13 protein-coding genes and 1 tRNA gene are annotated in these 14,168 nt (G+C 59.2%); 9 read left to right on the top strand and 5 right to left on the bottom strand.

Annotation, left to right across the window (positions count from 1 at the left end; translation table 11 throughout):
- The first annotated feature begins 91 nt into the window (after positions 1–91).
- Positions 92–1,009 (top strand): DMT family transporter, encoded by a 918-nt coding sequence (locus FB593_RS07710; RefSeq protein ID WP_145166442.1) that lies wholly within the window; start codon positions 92–94, stop codon positions 1,007–1,009.
- Between the two features lie 48 nt (positions 1,010–1,057).
- Here FB593_RS07710 and argB read toward each other — a convergent pair whose 3' ends face one another.
- On the bottom strand, positions 1,058–1,942 hold the full coding sequence (gene argB, locus FB593_RS07705) for an acetylglutamate kinase (RefSeq protein WP_003514834.1): 885 nt from the start codon (positions 1,940–1,942) through the stop codon (positions 1,058–1,060).
- A 360-nt stretch (positions 1,943–2,302) separates the two neighbouring features.
- On the opposite strand from argB, the gene FB593_RS07695 reads away from it, so the two are divergent.
- On the top strand, positions 2,303–2,680 hold the full coding sequence (locus FB593_RS07695) for a hypothetical protein (protein WP_003514836.1): 378 nt from the start codon (positions 2,303–2,305) through the stop codon (positions 2,678–2,680).
- 13 nt (positions 2,681–2,693) lie between these two features.
- On the opposite strand, the gene yihA is transcribed toward FB593_RS07695, so the two are convergent.
- From yihA to rpmH, 4 genes are read right to left on the bottom strand one after another with little or no spacing between them, the layout of a single operon-like run.
- The gene (yihA, locus tag FB593_RS07690) at positions 2,694–3,347 is read right to left on the bottom strand and encodes a ribosome biogenesis GTP-binding protein YihA/YsxC (RefSeq protein ID WP_003514838.1); all 654 of its coding nucleotides are present in this window, start codon (positions 3,345–3,347) and stop codon (positions 2,694–2,696) included.
- Entirely contained in the window at positions 3,344–5,143 is a 1,800-nt protein-coding gene (yidC, locus tag FB593_RS07685) for a membrane protein insertase YidC (protein WP_003514840.1), read from the bottom strand. The genes yihA and yidC overlap by 4 nt, the downstream gene beginning before the upstream one ends.
- On the bottom strand, positions 5,143–5,526 hold the full coding sequence (gene rnpA, locus FB593_RS07680; RefSeq protein ID WP_003514841.1) for a ribonuclease P protein component: 384 nt from the start codon (positions 5,524–5,526) through the stop codon (positions 5,143–5,145). The genes yidC and rnpA overlap by 1 nt, the downstream gene beginning before the upstream one ends.
- 36 nt (positions 5,527–5,562) lie before the next feature.
- Positions 5,563–5,700, bottom strand: coding sequence for a 50S ribosomal protein L34 (gene rpmH, locus FB593_RS07675; RefSeq protein WP_013635393.1), 138 nt, complete (start codon positions 5,698–5,700; stop codon positions 5,563–5,565).
- A 348-nt stretch (positions 5,701–6,048) separates the two neighbouring features.
- On the opposite strand from rpmH, the gene FB593_RS07665 reads away from it, so the two are divergent.
- From FB593_RS07665 to FB593_RS07630, 7 genes are all read left to right on the top strand, one after another.
- On the top strand, positions 6,049–8,076 hold the full coding sequence (locus FB593_RS07665) for a methyl-accepting chemotaxis protein (protein WP_003514848.1): 2,028 nt from the start codon (positions 6,049–6,051) through the stop codon (positions 8,074–8,076).
- Between the two features lie 255 nt (positions 8,077–8,331).
- Positions 8,332–9,750: a sensor histidine kinase gene (locus FB593_RS07660; protein WP_034501842.1), complete on the top strand. Its 1,419-nt coding sequence runs from the start codon at positions 8,332–8,334 to the stop codon at positions 9,748–9,750.
- 217 nt (positions 9,751–9,967) lie between these two features.
- Positions 9,968–10,044: transfer RNA gene (locus FB593_RS07650), tRNA-Arg, on the top strand.
- A 174-nt stretch (positions 10,045–10,218) separates the two neighbouring features.
- A complete protein-coding gene (locus FB593_RS07645; protein ID WP_145166441.1) occupies positions 10,219–11,031 on the top strand; it encodes a class I SAM-dependent methyltransferase in 813 nt (270 codons plus the stop codon).
- A gap of 217 nt (positions 11,032–11,248) precedes the next feature.
- Complete coding sequence (locus FB593_RS07640; protein WP_186447897.1) at positions 11,249–12,394, top strand: ABC transporter ATP-binding protein; 1,146 nt, start codon at positions 11,249–11,251, stop codon at positions 12,392–12,394.
- Positions 12,391–13,317 (top strand): carbohydrate ABC transporter permease, encoded by a 927-nt coding sequence (locus tag FB593_RS07635; RefSeq protein ID WP_065659836.1) that lies wholly within the window; start codon positions 12,391–12,393, stop codon positions 13,315–13,317. Before FB593_RS07640 ends, FB593_RS07635 begins: the two co-directional genes overlap by 4 nt.
- The gene (locus FB593_RS07630; RefSeq protein ID WP_003514860.1) at positions 13,317–14,138 is read left to right on the top strand and encodes a carbohydrate ABC transporter permease; all 822 of its coding nucleotides are present in this window, start codon (positions 13,317–13,319) and stop codon (positions 14,136–14,138) included. The genes FB593_RS07635 and FB593_RS07630 overlap by 1 nt, the downstream gene beginning before the upstream one ends.
- The last annotated feature ends 30 nt before the right edge of the window (positions 14,139–14,168 follow it).

The following is a 14,168-nucleotide window of genomic DNA, read 5'->3' as shown; positions in this document are numbered from 1 at the left end:
CGTTTCGTATGCCGAAGAAAATCGAAAAGACGACGACAGACGGGAAAATCGGGCTTGGCTGCGGCCTCCAGCGCATGATACCGCCAAGATCATGGAACTCTGGATAGGCATAACCTTCGCAAGCGCGTTCTTGCAGAACCTGCGCTCGACCCTGCAAAAACACCTGAAGGGTATGATGGGCACCACGGGCGCAACTTTCGTGCGCTTCGTTTTTGGAATGCCCTTCGCTCTTGCCTATCTCGGTTTTCTGCATGGTGTACTTGGCCGGCCGCTGCCGGTGCCGAACATGTCATTCGCCCTCTGGGCGATGGTCGGGGCCATGGCGCAGATCGCCGCCACTTTCTTGTTGGTGCACCTGTTTTCCTTCCGCAACTTCGCGGTTGGCACGGCCTATTCCCGAACTGAGCCGGCGCAGGCGGCATTGTTTGCGCTGATTTTCGTTGGCGAAAGCGTCAATGGCGGCACTCTTGCGGCCATCGCTATTTCGGTGGCCGGCGTCATGCTGATTTCGGTTGCGCGCACGGAAGTGACCCCTGCCTCCATTCTCACCTCCATCTTCAGCCGGACGGCGGGCATCGGCCTCGCCTCGGGGGCTTTTTTCGGCCTGTCGTCTGTCGCTTACCGTTCGGCCTCGCTGGCGCTAGCACCCAGCCTGCCGGCACCGGATGCGGTGATGCAGGCCGGCTTTACCCTCGTCGTTGTCATCGTGACGCAGACCTTGGCGATGTTCTTGTGGATCATATGGCGGGAGAGGGACGAATTGCGGCGGATCGCGAAGGCATGGAAACCGTCGCTTGCGGTCGGTTTCGTGGGGGCCACGGCGTCATTCGGCTGGTTCACGGCGATGACGTTACAACAGGCGGCCGTGGTCAAGGCGCTGGCGCAGGTGGAGATGCTCTTCGCCTTCGCCTCGACCGTGCTCTTCTTCAAGGAAAAGATCAACCGGCTGGAACTTTCGGGCTGCCTGCTGATCGTTCTGGGCGTGCTGTCGCTTCTGATATTCGGCTGAAAGTGTTGTCGTGGCGGACAGGCATTCCCGTCCGCCACATGAACCGTATCAGGGCACGATGAGCGTGCCGGCGCCTTCCGTGAAGATTTCCAGAAGAACGGAATGGGCGGTCTTGCCGTTGAGGATCACCACGCCCTGAACACCGGCCTTGATGGCCTCGATGCAGGTCTCGACCTTCGGGATCATCCCACCGGAAATCGTGCCGTCCTTGATCAGCGCACGCGCCTGGGAGACCGTCAGTTCCTTGATGAGTTCCTTGTTCTTGTCGAGAACACCAGGCACGTCCGTGAGGAACAGGAGGCGGGTGGCGTTGAGCGCACCGGCGATTGCGCCGGCAAAGGTGTCGGCATTGATGTTGTAGGTGGCGCCATCGCGACCGGGAGCGACGGGAGCGATGACCGGGATCATCTCCGACTTGGCAAGCAGGTCGAGCAGGGTGCGGTCGACCTCGACGACTTCACCGACAAAACCAAGATCGAGAACGCGCTCGATATTGCTGTCGGGATCGACGACGGTCTTTTTCGCCTTTTCGGCGAAGACCATGTTGCCGTCCTTGCCGCACAGGCCAATGGCCCATTCGCCCGTCTGGTTGATGAGCGCGACGATCTCCTTGTTGATCGAGCCGGCCAGAACCATTTCGACAATCTCGACTGTCTTGGCATCGGTGACGCGCAAGCCGCTTTCGAACTTCGATTCAATGCCCATCTTCGTCAGCATCGCGCCGATCTGCGGGCCGCCGCCGTGCACGACGATGGGGTTGATACCGGACTGCTTCAACAGGGCGATATCTTCCGCAAAAGCCTTTCCAAGTGTGGAGTCGCCCATGGCATGACCGCCATATTTCACCACGATGGTCTTGTTCTCATATTTCTGCATAAAGGGCAGAGCCTGTGCGAGCAGCCGCGCCTGAGTCTCGCTTTCGGAAGCAGTCATGGAAAAACCTCGGTCTGTGGTTGCGGCCCTTGAGAGCCTTTCATCGCTCTACAGCATCGGCGCAAAAATCGGAATCGATTTTTGCGGTGCAGGATGCGCAGATTCGGCATGTCGATGCGTTAGCAAGGACAGGTGAATGCGCGGGGTGAATGAATGAAGTAACCTCCGGGCCATATTGTGTCGGCGCATAGTAAAATTCCGCTTTTGGGCGGCCTGCGGCGCGTAATGAGATTGACATAAAGCACCAATCGGACCAGCCTTGTGGCGAGCAGGGGAGGGGTTATTCAGCAGGGCGACGGAGGATCGTTGCGCATCGCCAAAAACGATGCTGGCCTGAACGACCGAGGAGTTTGAAAACATATGACCGTACCGGATCGAGACAAGCAAAGCGGTTTGCGGGACGAAGTACTCGCTGGCGAATATGTGCTGGGTGCCTTGCCACCGGAAAGCATGGCGGAGCTTGCAAAACGCGTCAAACGCGACCGCCAGTTTGCGGCCATGGTCAGGCGCTGGCGGGACAATCTGGCGGAAACCGAATATCGCGAAAGAGCGGGCGTTGCAGCACTGCTTGACAGGGATCCGCTTCGCTCCGGTCTGCCATTCAAGGGCCAGCCGCTTCGCAATGGCAGCATATTCGCGGCGATGCTTCTGGAGGTGTGGAATTCCGTGCGTTTCTGGCGGCTTCTGGCATTGACGGCGATGCTGTGGACCGCCGTCCTGCTTTTCACCATCGCCTGAAGGCGATGGTCTTTTAGAGCGAGACCGTTCGTACGATCTCGGCGCGCAGGCTATCCAGCCCGAAGGATTTTTCCGACGAGGTAGCGAGAACTTCCGGATAGGCAGCGGGACGCTTGCGGATTTTCTCCAGCGTTTCACTGATCAGCCGGGGAACGCCAACGTCCTTGATCTTGTCCGTCTTCGTCAGCACGACCTGATAGGACACGGCCGCCTTGTCGAGCAGGCCAAGAACCTCCTCGTCGTTCTTTTTTATTCCGTGGCGGGAATCGATCAGCACGTAGACGCGCTTCAGTGTCGCACGTCCACGCAGGTAATCGAAGACGAGCTTCGTCCAGGCATCGACATGGTCCTTAGGCGCCTGCGCATAGCCGTAACCCGGCATATCGACCAGCGCCATCGGCGGCAGGTCGCCCGGCTCACCGGAATAACCCTCAGGAACGAAGTAGTTCAGTTCCTGCGTGCGTCCGGGTGTGTTGGAGGTGCGGGCAAGGCCTTTGTGGCCCACCAGCGCATTGATGAGCGAAGACTTGCCGACATTCGAACGTCCGGCGAAGGCAATCTCCGGCGGGCCTTCGGGCGGCAGGAATTTCATCGCGGGAACGCCGCGAATGAATATCCAGGGTCGCCCGAAGAGGGGCTTTTCGGTTGCCGGGCCGGTTTCACTCATTTCGATTGCACCGGCTTTCGCTTGAATAGCCCTTTGAGATTATCGAACAGTTCGATCTTGGCACCGTGACGCTTCATGATGAGGGCCTGCTGCGAGATCGACAGCGTGTTGTTCCATGCCCAGTAGATAACCAGACCGGCGGGGAACGAAGCCAGCATGAAGGTGAAGATCAGCGGCATCCAGGTGAAGATCATCGCCTGTGTCGGATCGGGTGGGGTCGGGTTCATGCGCATCTGCAGGAACATCGTGATGCCCATGACGAGCGGCCAGACGCCGATCATCAGGAAGTGCGGCACGTCGTAGGGCAGAAGGCCGAACAGATTGAAAAGCGAGGTCGGATCGGGCGCGGAAAGGTCGTGAATCCAGCCGAAGAACGGTGCATGCCGCATTTCGATGGTGACGTAGATGACCTTGTAGAGCGCGAAGAAGACCGGAATCTGCAGCAGCATCGGCCAGCAGCCGGCAACAGGATTGATCTTCTCTTCCTTGTAGAGCTGCATCATCGCCTGCTGCATGGCCATGCGGTCATCGCCATGCTTGGCCTTCAGCTCTTCCATCTTCGGCTGCATGCGCTTCATGTTCGCCATGGATGCATATTGCTTGCTGGCGAGCGGGAAGAAGAGAGCCTTGACCACGATGGTGGTCAGCAGGATGGCCACACCGAAGTTGCCAAAATAACGGAAGAAGAAATCCATCATTTTGAACATCGGCTTGGTGATGAAGTAGAACCAGCCCCAGTCGATCAACAGGTCGAACTTCGGAATGGAATATTCGGTTTCATAGCGGTCAACCAGCGGGACTTCCTTGGCACCGGCGAAGACAAGGCTCTTCAGTTCGATGGACTGGCCGGGTTCGACCGTCATCGTGTCGCTCTTGAAATCGGCCTGGTAGCTCGGCTGATTGCCCTTGATGTGCGAGTAACGCGTTTCGAACGGTGTCATCTGCGGCGGCACAATGGCAGCGGCCCAATATTTGTCGGTGATGCCGAGCCAGCCGCCGGTCGCCTTGGCAATCGTTACCGGGGTTTCTTCGACATCCTTGTATTTTTCTTCCGTCAGGCTGCCGTCTTTGCCCGAGACGCCGAGGAAGCCTTCATGGATGACGAAAACGGGCGGTATTGCGGGCTTGTTGTTGCGCGTCACGCGGCCGTAGGTGGCAAAGGAGACGGGCGCCTGCCCGGGGTTCTCGACCTTGTCGTTGACCGTGATCATGTAATGCTGGTCGATCGAAACGGTACGGGAGAAAACGACGCCATTCTGGTTGGTATACTTCAGGGTAACCGGGGTGGTCTCCGTCAGCTTGTCGCCGCTTGCGAGTGTCCACACGGTCGCAGGACCGGGAACGCTGCCGGCATCGGCACCGCCAACGTAACCGAGTTCGGTGAAGTAGCCGTCCTTGGTGTCGGAAGGCGAAAACAGCGTGATGATCGGGCTCGAGTCATCGACGGTCTCATGGTAGCCCTTGAGCCGGATGTCATCGAAGCGGGCGCCGGTCAGATTGATCGAGCCGGCGATGGCGTTGGTGTCGATGGCGACACGCTGGCTTTTTGCAATAGCTTCTTCACGCGTCGCCGTGGCGGCGGCCTGCGTGGAGGAGGCAGGCGGTGCGCCGTCGACGGTCACGCCGGGTGCGGCACCCGGTGCCGGCTGTTGCTGCGTCGTCTGCTGCTGCGCCTGGCGGGCCTCTTCGGCGCGGCGCTGCTGCTCGATGCGCGGATTCATGTAAAGGAATTGCCAGGCGAGGACGATGACAACCGAAAGGGCTATCGCGATGAAGTAATTGCGGTTCTTTTCCATCATTCTTTCCTGGAGCGGGTGTCCTGGGACCGTTTCGGTTTCGCCGTTCCTTCAATTCGCTCGGTAAGGAGAGACTGAAGTTTCGGGAAGGCCGTCTCGAGCACGTCCCTGCGGGCGACAATCACATAGTCATGGCCGGGCTTCATTGCGAATCCGGCAGAAAGCCTGACGGCTTCCTTGAGACGGCGGCGCATGCGATTTCGCTCGACCGCGTTGCCTTGTCTTTTCGTTACGGTGAAACCGACCCGAGGTTCGGTTTCCGGGGTTTTCCTGTCGAGAACCTCCAGAAGAAAGGTGCCTCCCCGACGCTTTTCCCCCGTCTGCACGGCAAGAAAATCCGACCGGTTTTTAAGCCGGCCGGGCAGTTTTTTTGTCTTGCTCATGTGCCCGCGACTTTCATCGGGCCACAGAGACGGCAATTAAGCCGACAGACTTGCGCGGCCGCGCGCACGGCGGGCTGCGAGAACTTTGCGACCGCCGGCAGTAGCCATACGGGCACGGAAACCATGACGACGCTTGCGAACAAGCTTGGATGGCTGGAATGTACGCTTCGACATTTATTTAATACCGCGGTGTGCGGCCCTTCTTGAATTTGCACTATTTGCAAGAGCGTTTCGTTTTTTGCACGGCTAACCCCGCCTGGGCGAGCTTTTAATGGCCGAGCGTGCGCGGCTTATAAGGGCATAGGCCGAGCAAAGTCAATTGCCGAAGGGGTTTTCGCGCTTCACCTTTTGCGGAAGCGCCATGAAACCGGCTTCGCTCACGGGCGCTGCGGGCGCATTCCGATCGCACGATCGGTAAATTCTGAAATTCTTTCTTAAGGCGGCATTGATAAATGTTGTGATGGGAAAAGTTATGCCAGCTTCCCATTTTCCATCGTGCGGCTGGCTTTTGGGGGAACGAAATTGAGAATTCGCGGTCGTATCAATCTTCTTGTCGGGCTTATGAGCCTTGTGGCCTGCACCATCGGCGGCCTGTCCATATATGCGGTCAGCGAGTTTCAGGTGCGCACGGTCGGATACGAAAAGGCAGCGGAGCGCGCCTATAAGGGTGAAGCGCTGAACCGGCTTGTGACTGCGGTCGTCATGGAGGCGCGCGGGGTCTACGCTGCGCCCGATATCGAAAAGGCGGCACCTTTTGCTGATGGCATCGTCAAGAACCTCGACGCCATGGAGAAGCTGATCGCAACCTGGACCCCTCTCGTTCCGGCAGAACAGAAGGCGGCCTTCGACAATCTCTCCAGTCGCTTCAAGGAATTCAAGGCCTTCCGTCTGGAAACGGCGCGGCTTGCCCGCGAGGCCGGCCCGCAGGCCGCCAACCAGCAGGGTAACAACGACGCGAACCGGGCCAACCGCAAAGCCTATCAGGCGGAAATCGATGCTGTCGTGAAGAATGACATCGCCGGGCTTGAAGCCGTCAAGGCGGGCATCGACGGGTTTGTAACGACGACCTTCTGGCTGGTCATCATCGTCACCGGCAGCGGCATATTGGCCGGCGCGGCGTTCGGCCTCTACATCGGAGCGCGGCAGCTGAGCGCGCCCATCCGCAAGGTTTCGGAAGTGATGAATGCCGTTGCGGACGGAAATCTGGATGCGGACGTTCCCTATCTCGGCCGGACCGACGAAATCGGCGAAATGGCAGCAGCAGTCGAAGTCTTCAAGAAGAACGGTCGTGAAGTGCGCCGCATGAATGCGCAGGAAACCGCCATGCGTGCCAAGAGCGATGATCTGCAGGCCGGCATGGCCGTTGTCGTCGACGCTGCGGCCCAGGGCGATTTCAGCCGCCGCATCAACAAGGATTACGGCGACGAAAACCTCAATCGTTTCGCTGCGACGATCAATGCCCTGCTCACCGGCGTGGACAATGGTGTTTCCGAGACCAGCCGCGTCATCGAAGGTCTGGCGCGGGGCGATCTGACGGAAAAGATGGATGGCGAGTTCCGCGGCGTGTTCGCCGAGCTCCAGACCAATGTCAACGAGACGCTGGCCAAGCTGCGGGAGACGATGCGGGAAGTGCGCAGCAGCACGGAGGGCATCAGCGGCAATGCGAACGAATTGCGTTCGGCGGCTGACGACCTTTCGAAGCGGACGGAACAGCAGGCTGCGGCACTGGAGGAAACCTCCGCCGCCCTCGACGAAATCACCGCCGTCGTTCGCAATTCCACGGATCGGGCTCAGGAAGCCAGCACCATGGTCGCCGAGACCAAGCAGAAGACGGCAGAATCCGCCAATGTCGTGCGCGATGCCGTCTCCGCCATGGATCGGATCGAGCATGCCTCGCGGGAAATCAGCCAGATCATCAATGTCATTGACGAGATCGCCTTTCAGACCAACCTCCTGGCGCTGAACGCCGGCGTTGAGGCCGCGCGTGCGGGTGAGGCGGGCAAGGGCTTCGCTGTCGTCGCACAGGAAGTGCGTGAACTGGCGCAACGCTCCGCGACGGCTGCGAAGGACATCAAGGCGCTGATCACCAAGTCCGGCGAAGAGGTCGGTCGCGGTGTGTCGCTGGTGCAGAGAACCGGTAGCGCGCTGGGCGAGATCGAGACCCGCGTTCTGGCTATCAACGAACATATCCATTCGATCGCCACGGCGGCGCGGGAACAGTCGACCGGCCTGCATGAGGTGAATACCGCCATCAACCAGATGGATCAGGTGACGCAGCGCAATGCCGCAATGGTCGAGGAAACCTCGGCCGCAACCCACAAGCTGAGCGGTGAAGCGGGCCATCTCGTCACGCTGGTGTCGCGCTTCAAGGTCGGCGTAGAGGATGGTCAGATCCGCTCTCGCGCAGAACAGCCGATGCGGCCAGTGGCGGTGTCCGGAAGGGCAGCGGCCGTGGCCTCTCCGGCACGTAAATTGATGAGCAGCGTCAGCCGCGCTCTCAACGCCCAACCAGCCGCTGCTGTGGCGAACGGGGACTGGCAGGAGTTCTAAGCCATTCCGCCTGCGGTTTCGCTTGAGACCGGTTCTAAGTCAAACGCCGCCCTCCCGGGCGGCGTTTTGTTTTTCAGGCGATGGAAACGTTTGTTTTGCAACGCATTTGAAAAATATCTGTTAGGTCCTATTATCGTGCTTGCATATAAACCGAGCCGTTCCACCGAAGCGGCGGCGCGCATACAGGATCAGGGCCCGGTGTTTTCTAAAGGCGTAGACAGCTTGGACGGCACGGAAGACAATCCGGTGCACTGCATGCCGGGATTGACCGGGGGGCTTTCCGGGCGCCTGCTGTTGCTCACCGTTATTTTCGTGATGATTGCCGAAGTGCTGATCTTCGTGCCTTCGGTCGCCAATATGCGCCTTTCATGGCTGCGGGACCGTCTGAACACGGCGGCAGCAGCCGGCGCGGTGATCGATGGCTTGCAGGCCGAATTGCCGCGGAGCGTGCAGAACGACACGCTGATGGCCACCGGGGCGAAGCTGATTGCGCTGCGCAAGGATGGCACGTCGCGCCTGCTTGCCGTGGCGGAAACGCCACCCGGGGTCGATGAGCAATATGATCTATCCGATGTCTCGCAACTGGCAGCGGTGCGGGATGCCTTCTCCACATTGCTGTTTGGCGGCAATCGCGTCATCCGCGTTTTCGATGTGGTCGGAGACAGCGACACCATCATTGAACTCGTGCTGGGTGAAAACAAACTACGGGCGGCGATGCTGGCTTATGCCCGCAATGTTTTCCTGATCTCCATCGTCCTGTCGCTTGTCACCGCCGGTCTCATCTTCGTTTCCATCAACCGCATCATGATCCGGCCCATACGTCGCCTGACGCTCGGCATGCAGCGTTTTTCCGAGGAACCAGGTAATCCCGAGCGGATTTTCGTGCCGGAGGAGGGAAGCGACGAGTTGTCCGTCGCGGGCCGTCACCTGGCCGACATGCAGACGGAGTTGCAGAAAACCCTGCGGCAACAGAAAAACCTCGTGGATCTCGGTCTGGCGGTTTCGAAGATCAATCACGACATGCGCAATATCCTGTCATCCGCACAGCTTATGTCGGACCGGCTGGTGGACGCCAAGGATCCGATGGTCAGGAGCTTTGCGCCGAAACTGCTGCGCACGATCGACCGCGCCGTGGCCTATACAACCGAGGTTCTGGCCTACGGGCAGGCGACGGAGGGCGCGCCGAAACGCAAGACGGTGCAGTTAAGTCTTCTGGTGCGGGATGTGCGTGACATTCTGGCGCTCGATCCGGAAAGCGGCATCGAGTTTCACGATAGCGTGCCGCCCGATCTCACCGTCGATGCGGATGCCGAGCAGCTTTTCCGGGTGATCCACAATCTCTGTCGCAACGCCGTTCAGGCACTGCAATCCGACACGGCGAACGCGTCGCCTCGGCATCTGTCGATTGCAGCCCAGAGGGCCGGCAACGTCGTCAGCATCGTGATAGACGACAACGGGCCGGGAATGCCGCGCAAGGCGAAAGAGAACCTGTTTTCCGCCTTCAGGGGATCGGCCCGCTCCGGCGGCACCGGTCTCGGCCTCGTGATTGCGCGGGAACTTGTGCTTGCCCATGGCGGCACGATAGCGCTTGTCGAAAAACCCGGTCCCGGCACGCAGTTTCGCATCGAGATCGCCGACCGCGCCGCCTCCGTACACGCCGCTCGGACCGCCTGATCACTTCGCCTGAAGAAGGTCCTGCACAATCGCCGCACCTCCCGGAATATGCGCCCCATATAGCCACTCAAAAATGCCCTTGATGGAATTTGTAGTATAATCAATAAGATAAATGAATTGCTGCGGAAAAATGACAATTTCGAAACGAAATCGCTTGCAATCGGAATGAGGACGTTTTAGAGGATCGCCACGCCACCGGAAATGACCGGAACGGCACGCACCCGTAGCTCAGCTGGATAGAGCACCAGACTACGAATCTGGGGGTCAGGAGTTCGAATCTCTTCGGGTGCGCCATTTCTCTTCCCACAAAAACACTATGATACGGCCTTTACTCAAGGCTTTTAGTCATGCCGATAGAATATCGGCACCGTTGGCATATACGTAAAACCCACGTGGCCGAACAGATTCCGAATTTCCCTTATATGTGCTAAAGTTCCGGGGTCATCAGCTGACCGCAGGGTGAAAGCCATGTTGGAAACGGACAAGGTTTTTTCCGGCTCTATCCCGGAAAACTACGACCGCTATATGGTGCCGTTGATTTTCGAGCCATTCGCCCGCGATCTGGCACGGCGGGCGGCGGCGTTGACGCCGATCAATGTTCTGGAAATCGCCGCAGGTACCGGGGTTGTCACGCGTGAACTGGCACCAGGATTACCGCCCGCCGCAAACTATGTCGTGACAGACCTCAACCAGCCGATGCTTGACTTTGCGGCGTCGCGCCAGGTGCCCGACAATCGCATCCGGTGGCGCCAAGCCGACGCTCAGGCGCTGCCGTTCGAAAATGCTGCTTTCGATCTCGTTATCTGCCAGTTCGGTGCAATGTTTTTTCCCGACCGCCCGTCTGCCTATCGCGAAGCGAAGAGGGTGCTGAAGCCCGGCGGCCATTATTTATTCAACGTATGGGACCGCATCGAGGAGAATCATCTCGCGAATGAGGTGACGAACGCCCTTGCAAGCCTGTTTCCCGACGATCCGCCGCGCTTCATGGTCCGCACCCCGCACGGCTACCACGATACGACATTGATTCGTGGTGAGCTGGAAAGTGCCGGCTTCTCTCAGGTGGTGATCGAGACGATAGCGGCGCAAAGCCGTGCATCGTCACCGCGCATTCCTGCCATCGCCTATTGTCAGGGAACGGTTCTCCGGACCGAAATCGAAGCCAGAGCGCCGGGAAAACTTGAAGCCGCGACGGACTGCGCCGCATCCGCCATTGAAGCGCGCTATGGCAGCGACGAAGTCGTCACCAAAATTCAGGCTCATGTGATTCTTGCAGCCGTTTAGAAACCTGGCCCGCGAGGCTCGCAGGGCCGGTGAACAAGCGTCGAGCTCGGATAGTCGAACTGCCCCCTGATATTAGCGGTTTTTTGTCAAGGTCGGTATCTCAAGGCATGGCGATGAGCCGGGATTGCCGGGCTTTTCAGTGTCACGGAACTTTCTGCAAACCTTCGTCATATTGTCATACAATATAAGCATATGCGCTCCAGAAAAGGAGCGCAGAATGACGCCACAATCACTTGAACTTTCCGGTATCGGAAAAGGCTTTGGAGCTGACGATGTTCTGAAAGAGATCGATCTTTCCATCCGTCCCGGAGAATTTTTGTCCCTCGTCGGCATGTCCGGCTGCGGCAAGTCAACGCTGCTGCGCATCATCGCGGGGCTGGAAACGCCGGATCGCGGTTCGGTGACGATCGGCGGTCAGGATGTGACGGAGATCGATCCAAGTGACCGCAATCTGGCGATGGTGTTTCAATCCTACGCGCTTTATCCGCATATGAGCGTGCGCCAGAACATTGCGACGCCGCTTCGGATGCGACGTCTGCCGCTTGCTGCACGCTTGCCACTGATCGGAAGATTTGCGGCGCCTGCCGAAACTTTGCGCCAGATCGATGCTGCCGTCGAACAGGCGGCCGAGACCCTGCAGATCGCGCATCTGCTGGACCGCAAGCCGGCCCAGCTTTCAGGCGGCCAGCGCCAGCGCGTGGCTCTGGCCAGGGCACTGGTGCGCTCGCCTGCCGCATTCCTCATGGACGAACCACTCTCCAACCTAGATGCAAAGCTTCGCGCTCACATGCGCGAGGAGCTTGCCGGGCTGCACCGGCGGTTGGGCGCGACGTTTATCTACGTCACCCATGACCAGATCGAAGCGATGACAATGTCGGACCGCATCGCGCTGATGTCGGAAGGTCGTATCGAGCAACTGGGCACGCCAGACGAGCTTTACCGGAAACCGGCGACACTGACGGTTGCGCGCTTCATTGGCACGCCGTCGATCAACCTGCTGCCGGTGGAAATCGATGCTGAAGGTAAGGTCACGGCTTTCGGCCGCGATCTTGGCGTCGAGGCCTCTGGTCGTGATGCCGGCCCGGCGACGCTTGGCCTTCGCGCCGAGGATCTGCGCCCGGGTGCGGAAGGCTTCGCGGTGCGGGTGACCCGCAGCGAAACCCATGGCGCGGACCGTTTCGTGAACTGCCGTCTTCTGAGCGATGAGACCGTCGCCATTACCCTGCGTCAGGCCGCGGGCGAGATGTTGGGCGCCGATGAGAACGGCGTGATGAACCTCGGCTTTGCGCCGGAGCGCGTGCATCTTTTTGCCGCAGACGGCCTGCGTCGCAAGACGACGGTGCGTGAAATGGTGCCGGCATGACGGCGGCTGATTTTTCCTCGGCCACGGGCGCAAAGTCTCGCCCGCGCCTCTCGAAGGCGGACCGGCGGATGATCTGGCGTGGCTTGATGTTCGCGGCACCGGCAAGTCTGCTGCTTTTGGCGATCTATATCGTTCCCATATTCGTTCTAGCCGGTTTTTCCGTCACAGATTACAAGCTCGGCGCACTCTCCACCCGCTTTGTGGGTCTCGACAATTTCGTGAAGGCTTTCCACGACCCGGTCTTCCTGCGCGCGCTGGCGAATACCGCCATTTATGCGGTCATCGTCATTCCCTTCGGCGTGTTCCTGGCGCTTGGCGTCGCTTTGCTCGTTTATAATCGCAAGCGCAGCCGTGCCTTCTGGGAAGTCGCTTATTTCCTGCCCGTCACCGCAACGCTCGTCGCCATGGCGACCGTGTGGCAATTTCTGCTGCATCCTTCGCTTGGCCCGGTGAATGCGGCGATCAAGTGGTTCGGCTTCGAGCCCGTCGCGTTCCTCTCCAACCCGGTTCTGCTCATTCCCACCATGGCGCTGATGGGTGTCTGGCAGGTTCTGGGCTTCAACATGGTGCTGTTCCTCGCCGGCCTCACCGCCATTTCGAAGGATCTGCACGAGGCATCGAGACTGGACGGCGCGAAAAACCCGATTGACCGGTTTCTGACGGTGACTTGGCCGATGCTGGGCCCGACGACGATGTTCGTCGTGGTCACCACCTCGATCTCGGCCTTCAAGGTGTTCGAGACGGTTGCCGTGCTGACCAAGGGCCGCTTCGGTTCCGAAACCCTGCTTTTCGATCTCTATCTTGAAGGGTTCGAATATTCCAACACCGGTTATGCCGCCGCGCTGACGGTGATCTTCCTCGCTATCGTGTTGATCCTCTCGATCGGCCAGACGCTGCATATGGACCGGAAGGTGCACTACTGATGGCCGCGCTCCGCAAATACTTCCCGCATCTAGTGCTGGCACTCGGCGCTTTCGTGATGCTCCTGCCGTTCTACTGGATGATGTTGACGTCGATCCGCTCGCCTGCGGAAATATTCGACGTCTCGCTCTGGCCGATCCCGGCGAAATTCGATGCCGTCGAAAACTATACCCGCGCAGCGAGCCAGGTGCCGATGGCACGTTTCATGCTGAACGGCGTCATCGTCTGCGTCGGCATCCTCGTCGTACAAGTCCTGACATCGGTGCCGGCGGCCTATGCGCTGGCGAAGCTCAGGTTTCCGGGTCGCAAGCTGCTGCTGGGTCTCATCATCGCGGCACTCTGCGTGCCAATTCAGGCACTTGCCCTGCCGCTTTTCGTCGGTCTGGCGAAGACGGAACTGCTGAACACCTATTTCGCGATGATGATGCCGTTCTTCCTGTCGGTCTTCGCCATCTTCCTGTTCAACCAGTCCTTCCGCAGCTACCCGGATGAAATCATCGAAGCGGCCCGTATGGATGGTTTTTCGGAAATGGAGATTTGTTGGGGACTGGTGCTGCGGGGCTCGCTGCCTTCGCTCGCGGCTTTCTCGATCTTCTCGCTCGTCGCCCACTGGAACGACCTTTATTGGCCGATGATCGTAGTCTCCGACACCAATCTCGCCCCGCCGCCGCTCGGCATGATGCTTTTTGCGGATGTCGAATCCGGCGCCAATTACGGTGCCCTGATGGCGGGCGCAACACTGATTACCGCGCCAATGGTGCTGTGCTTCCTCCTCGCACGGCGGCATTTCATCGCCGGTATTACCATGACCGGCGTCAAGTGACGTCGTTCGAACTCTTCCTCCCAACCCATT

Origin of the sequence: Rhizobium sp. SJZ105 (genome assembly GCF_007828365.1) — a bacterium.
In the GTDB taxonomy this organism is placed as follows: Bacteria; Pseudomonadota; Alphaproteobacteria; order Rhizobiales; family Rhizobiaceae; genus Agrobacterium; species Agrobacterium tumefaciens.
This window is presented reverse-complemented; position numbering and strand designations above follow the sequence as displayed.

What these genes read in the sequence shown, in the direction of transcription:
- FB593_RS07710 (WP_145166442.1), top strand. Translation starts at nt 92, where the DNA reads ATGGAACTCTGGATAGGCATAACCTTCGCAAGCGCGTTCTTGCAGAAC.
- argB (WP_003514834.1), bottom strand. Translation starts at nt 1,942, where the DNA reads ATGACTGCTTCCGAAAGCGAGACTCAGGCGCGGCTGCTCGCACAGGCT.
- FB593_RS07695 (WP_003514836.1), top strand. Translation starts at nt 2,303, where the DNA reads ATGACCGTACCGGATCGAGACAAGCAAAGCGGTTTGCGGGACGAAGTA.
- yihA (WP_003514838.1), bottom strand. Translation starts at nt 3,347, where the DNA reads ATGAGTGAAACCGGCCCGGCAACCGAAAAGCCCCTCTTCGGGCGACCC.
- yidC (WP_003514840.1), bottom strand. Translation starts at nt 5,143, where the DNA reads ATGGAAAAGAACCGCAATTACTTCATCGCGATAGCCCTTTCGGTTGTC.
- rnpA (WP_003514841.1), bottom strand. Translation starts at nt 5,526, where the DNA reads ATGAGCAAGACAAAAAAACTGCCCGGCCGGCTTAAAAACCGGTCGGAT.
- rpmH (WP_013635393.1), bottom strand. Translation starts at nt 5,700, where the DNA reads ATGTCGAAGCGTACATTCCAGCCATCCAAGCTTGTTCGCAAGCGTCGT.
- FB593_RS07660 (WP_034501842.1), top strand. Translation starts at nt 8,332, where the DNA reads ATGCCGGGATTGACCGGGGGGCTTTCCGGGCGCCTGCTGTTGCTCACC.
- FB593_RS07645 (WP_145166441.1), top strand. Translation starts at nt 10,219, where the DNA reads ATGTTGGAAACGGACAAGGTTTTTTCCGGCTCTATCCCGGAAAACTAC.
- FB593_RS07640 (WP_186447897.1), top strand. Translation starts at nt 11,249, where the DNA reads ATGACGCCACAATCACTTGAACTTTCCGGTATCGGAAAAGGCTTTGGA.
- FB593_RS07635 (WP_065659836.1), top strand. Translation starts at nt 12,391, where the DNA reads ATGACGGCGGCTGATTTTTCCTCGGCCACGGGCGCAAAGTCTCGCCCG.
- FB593_RS07630 (WP_003514860.1), top strand. Translation starts at nt 13,317, where the DNA reads ATGGCCGCGCTCCGCAAATACTTCCCGCATCTAGTGCTGGCACTCGGC.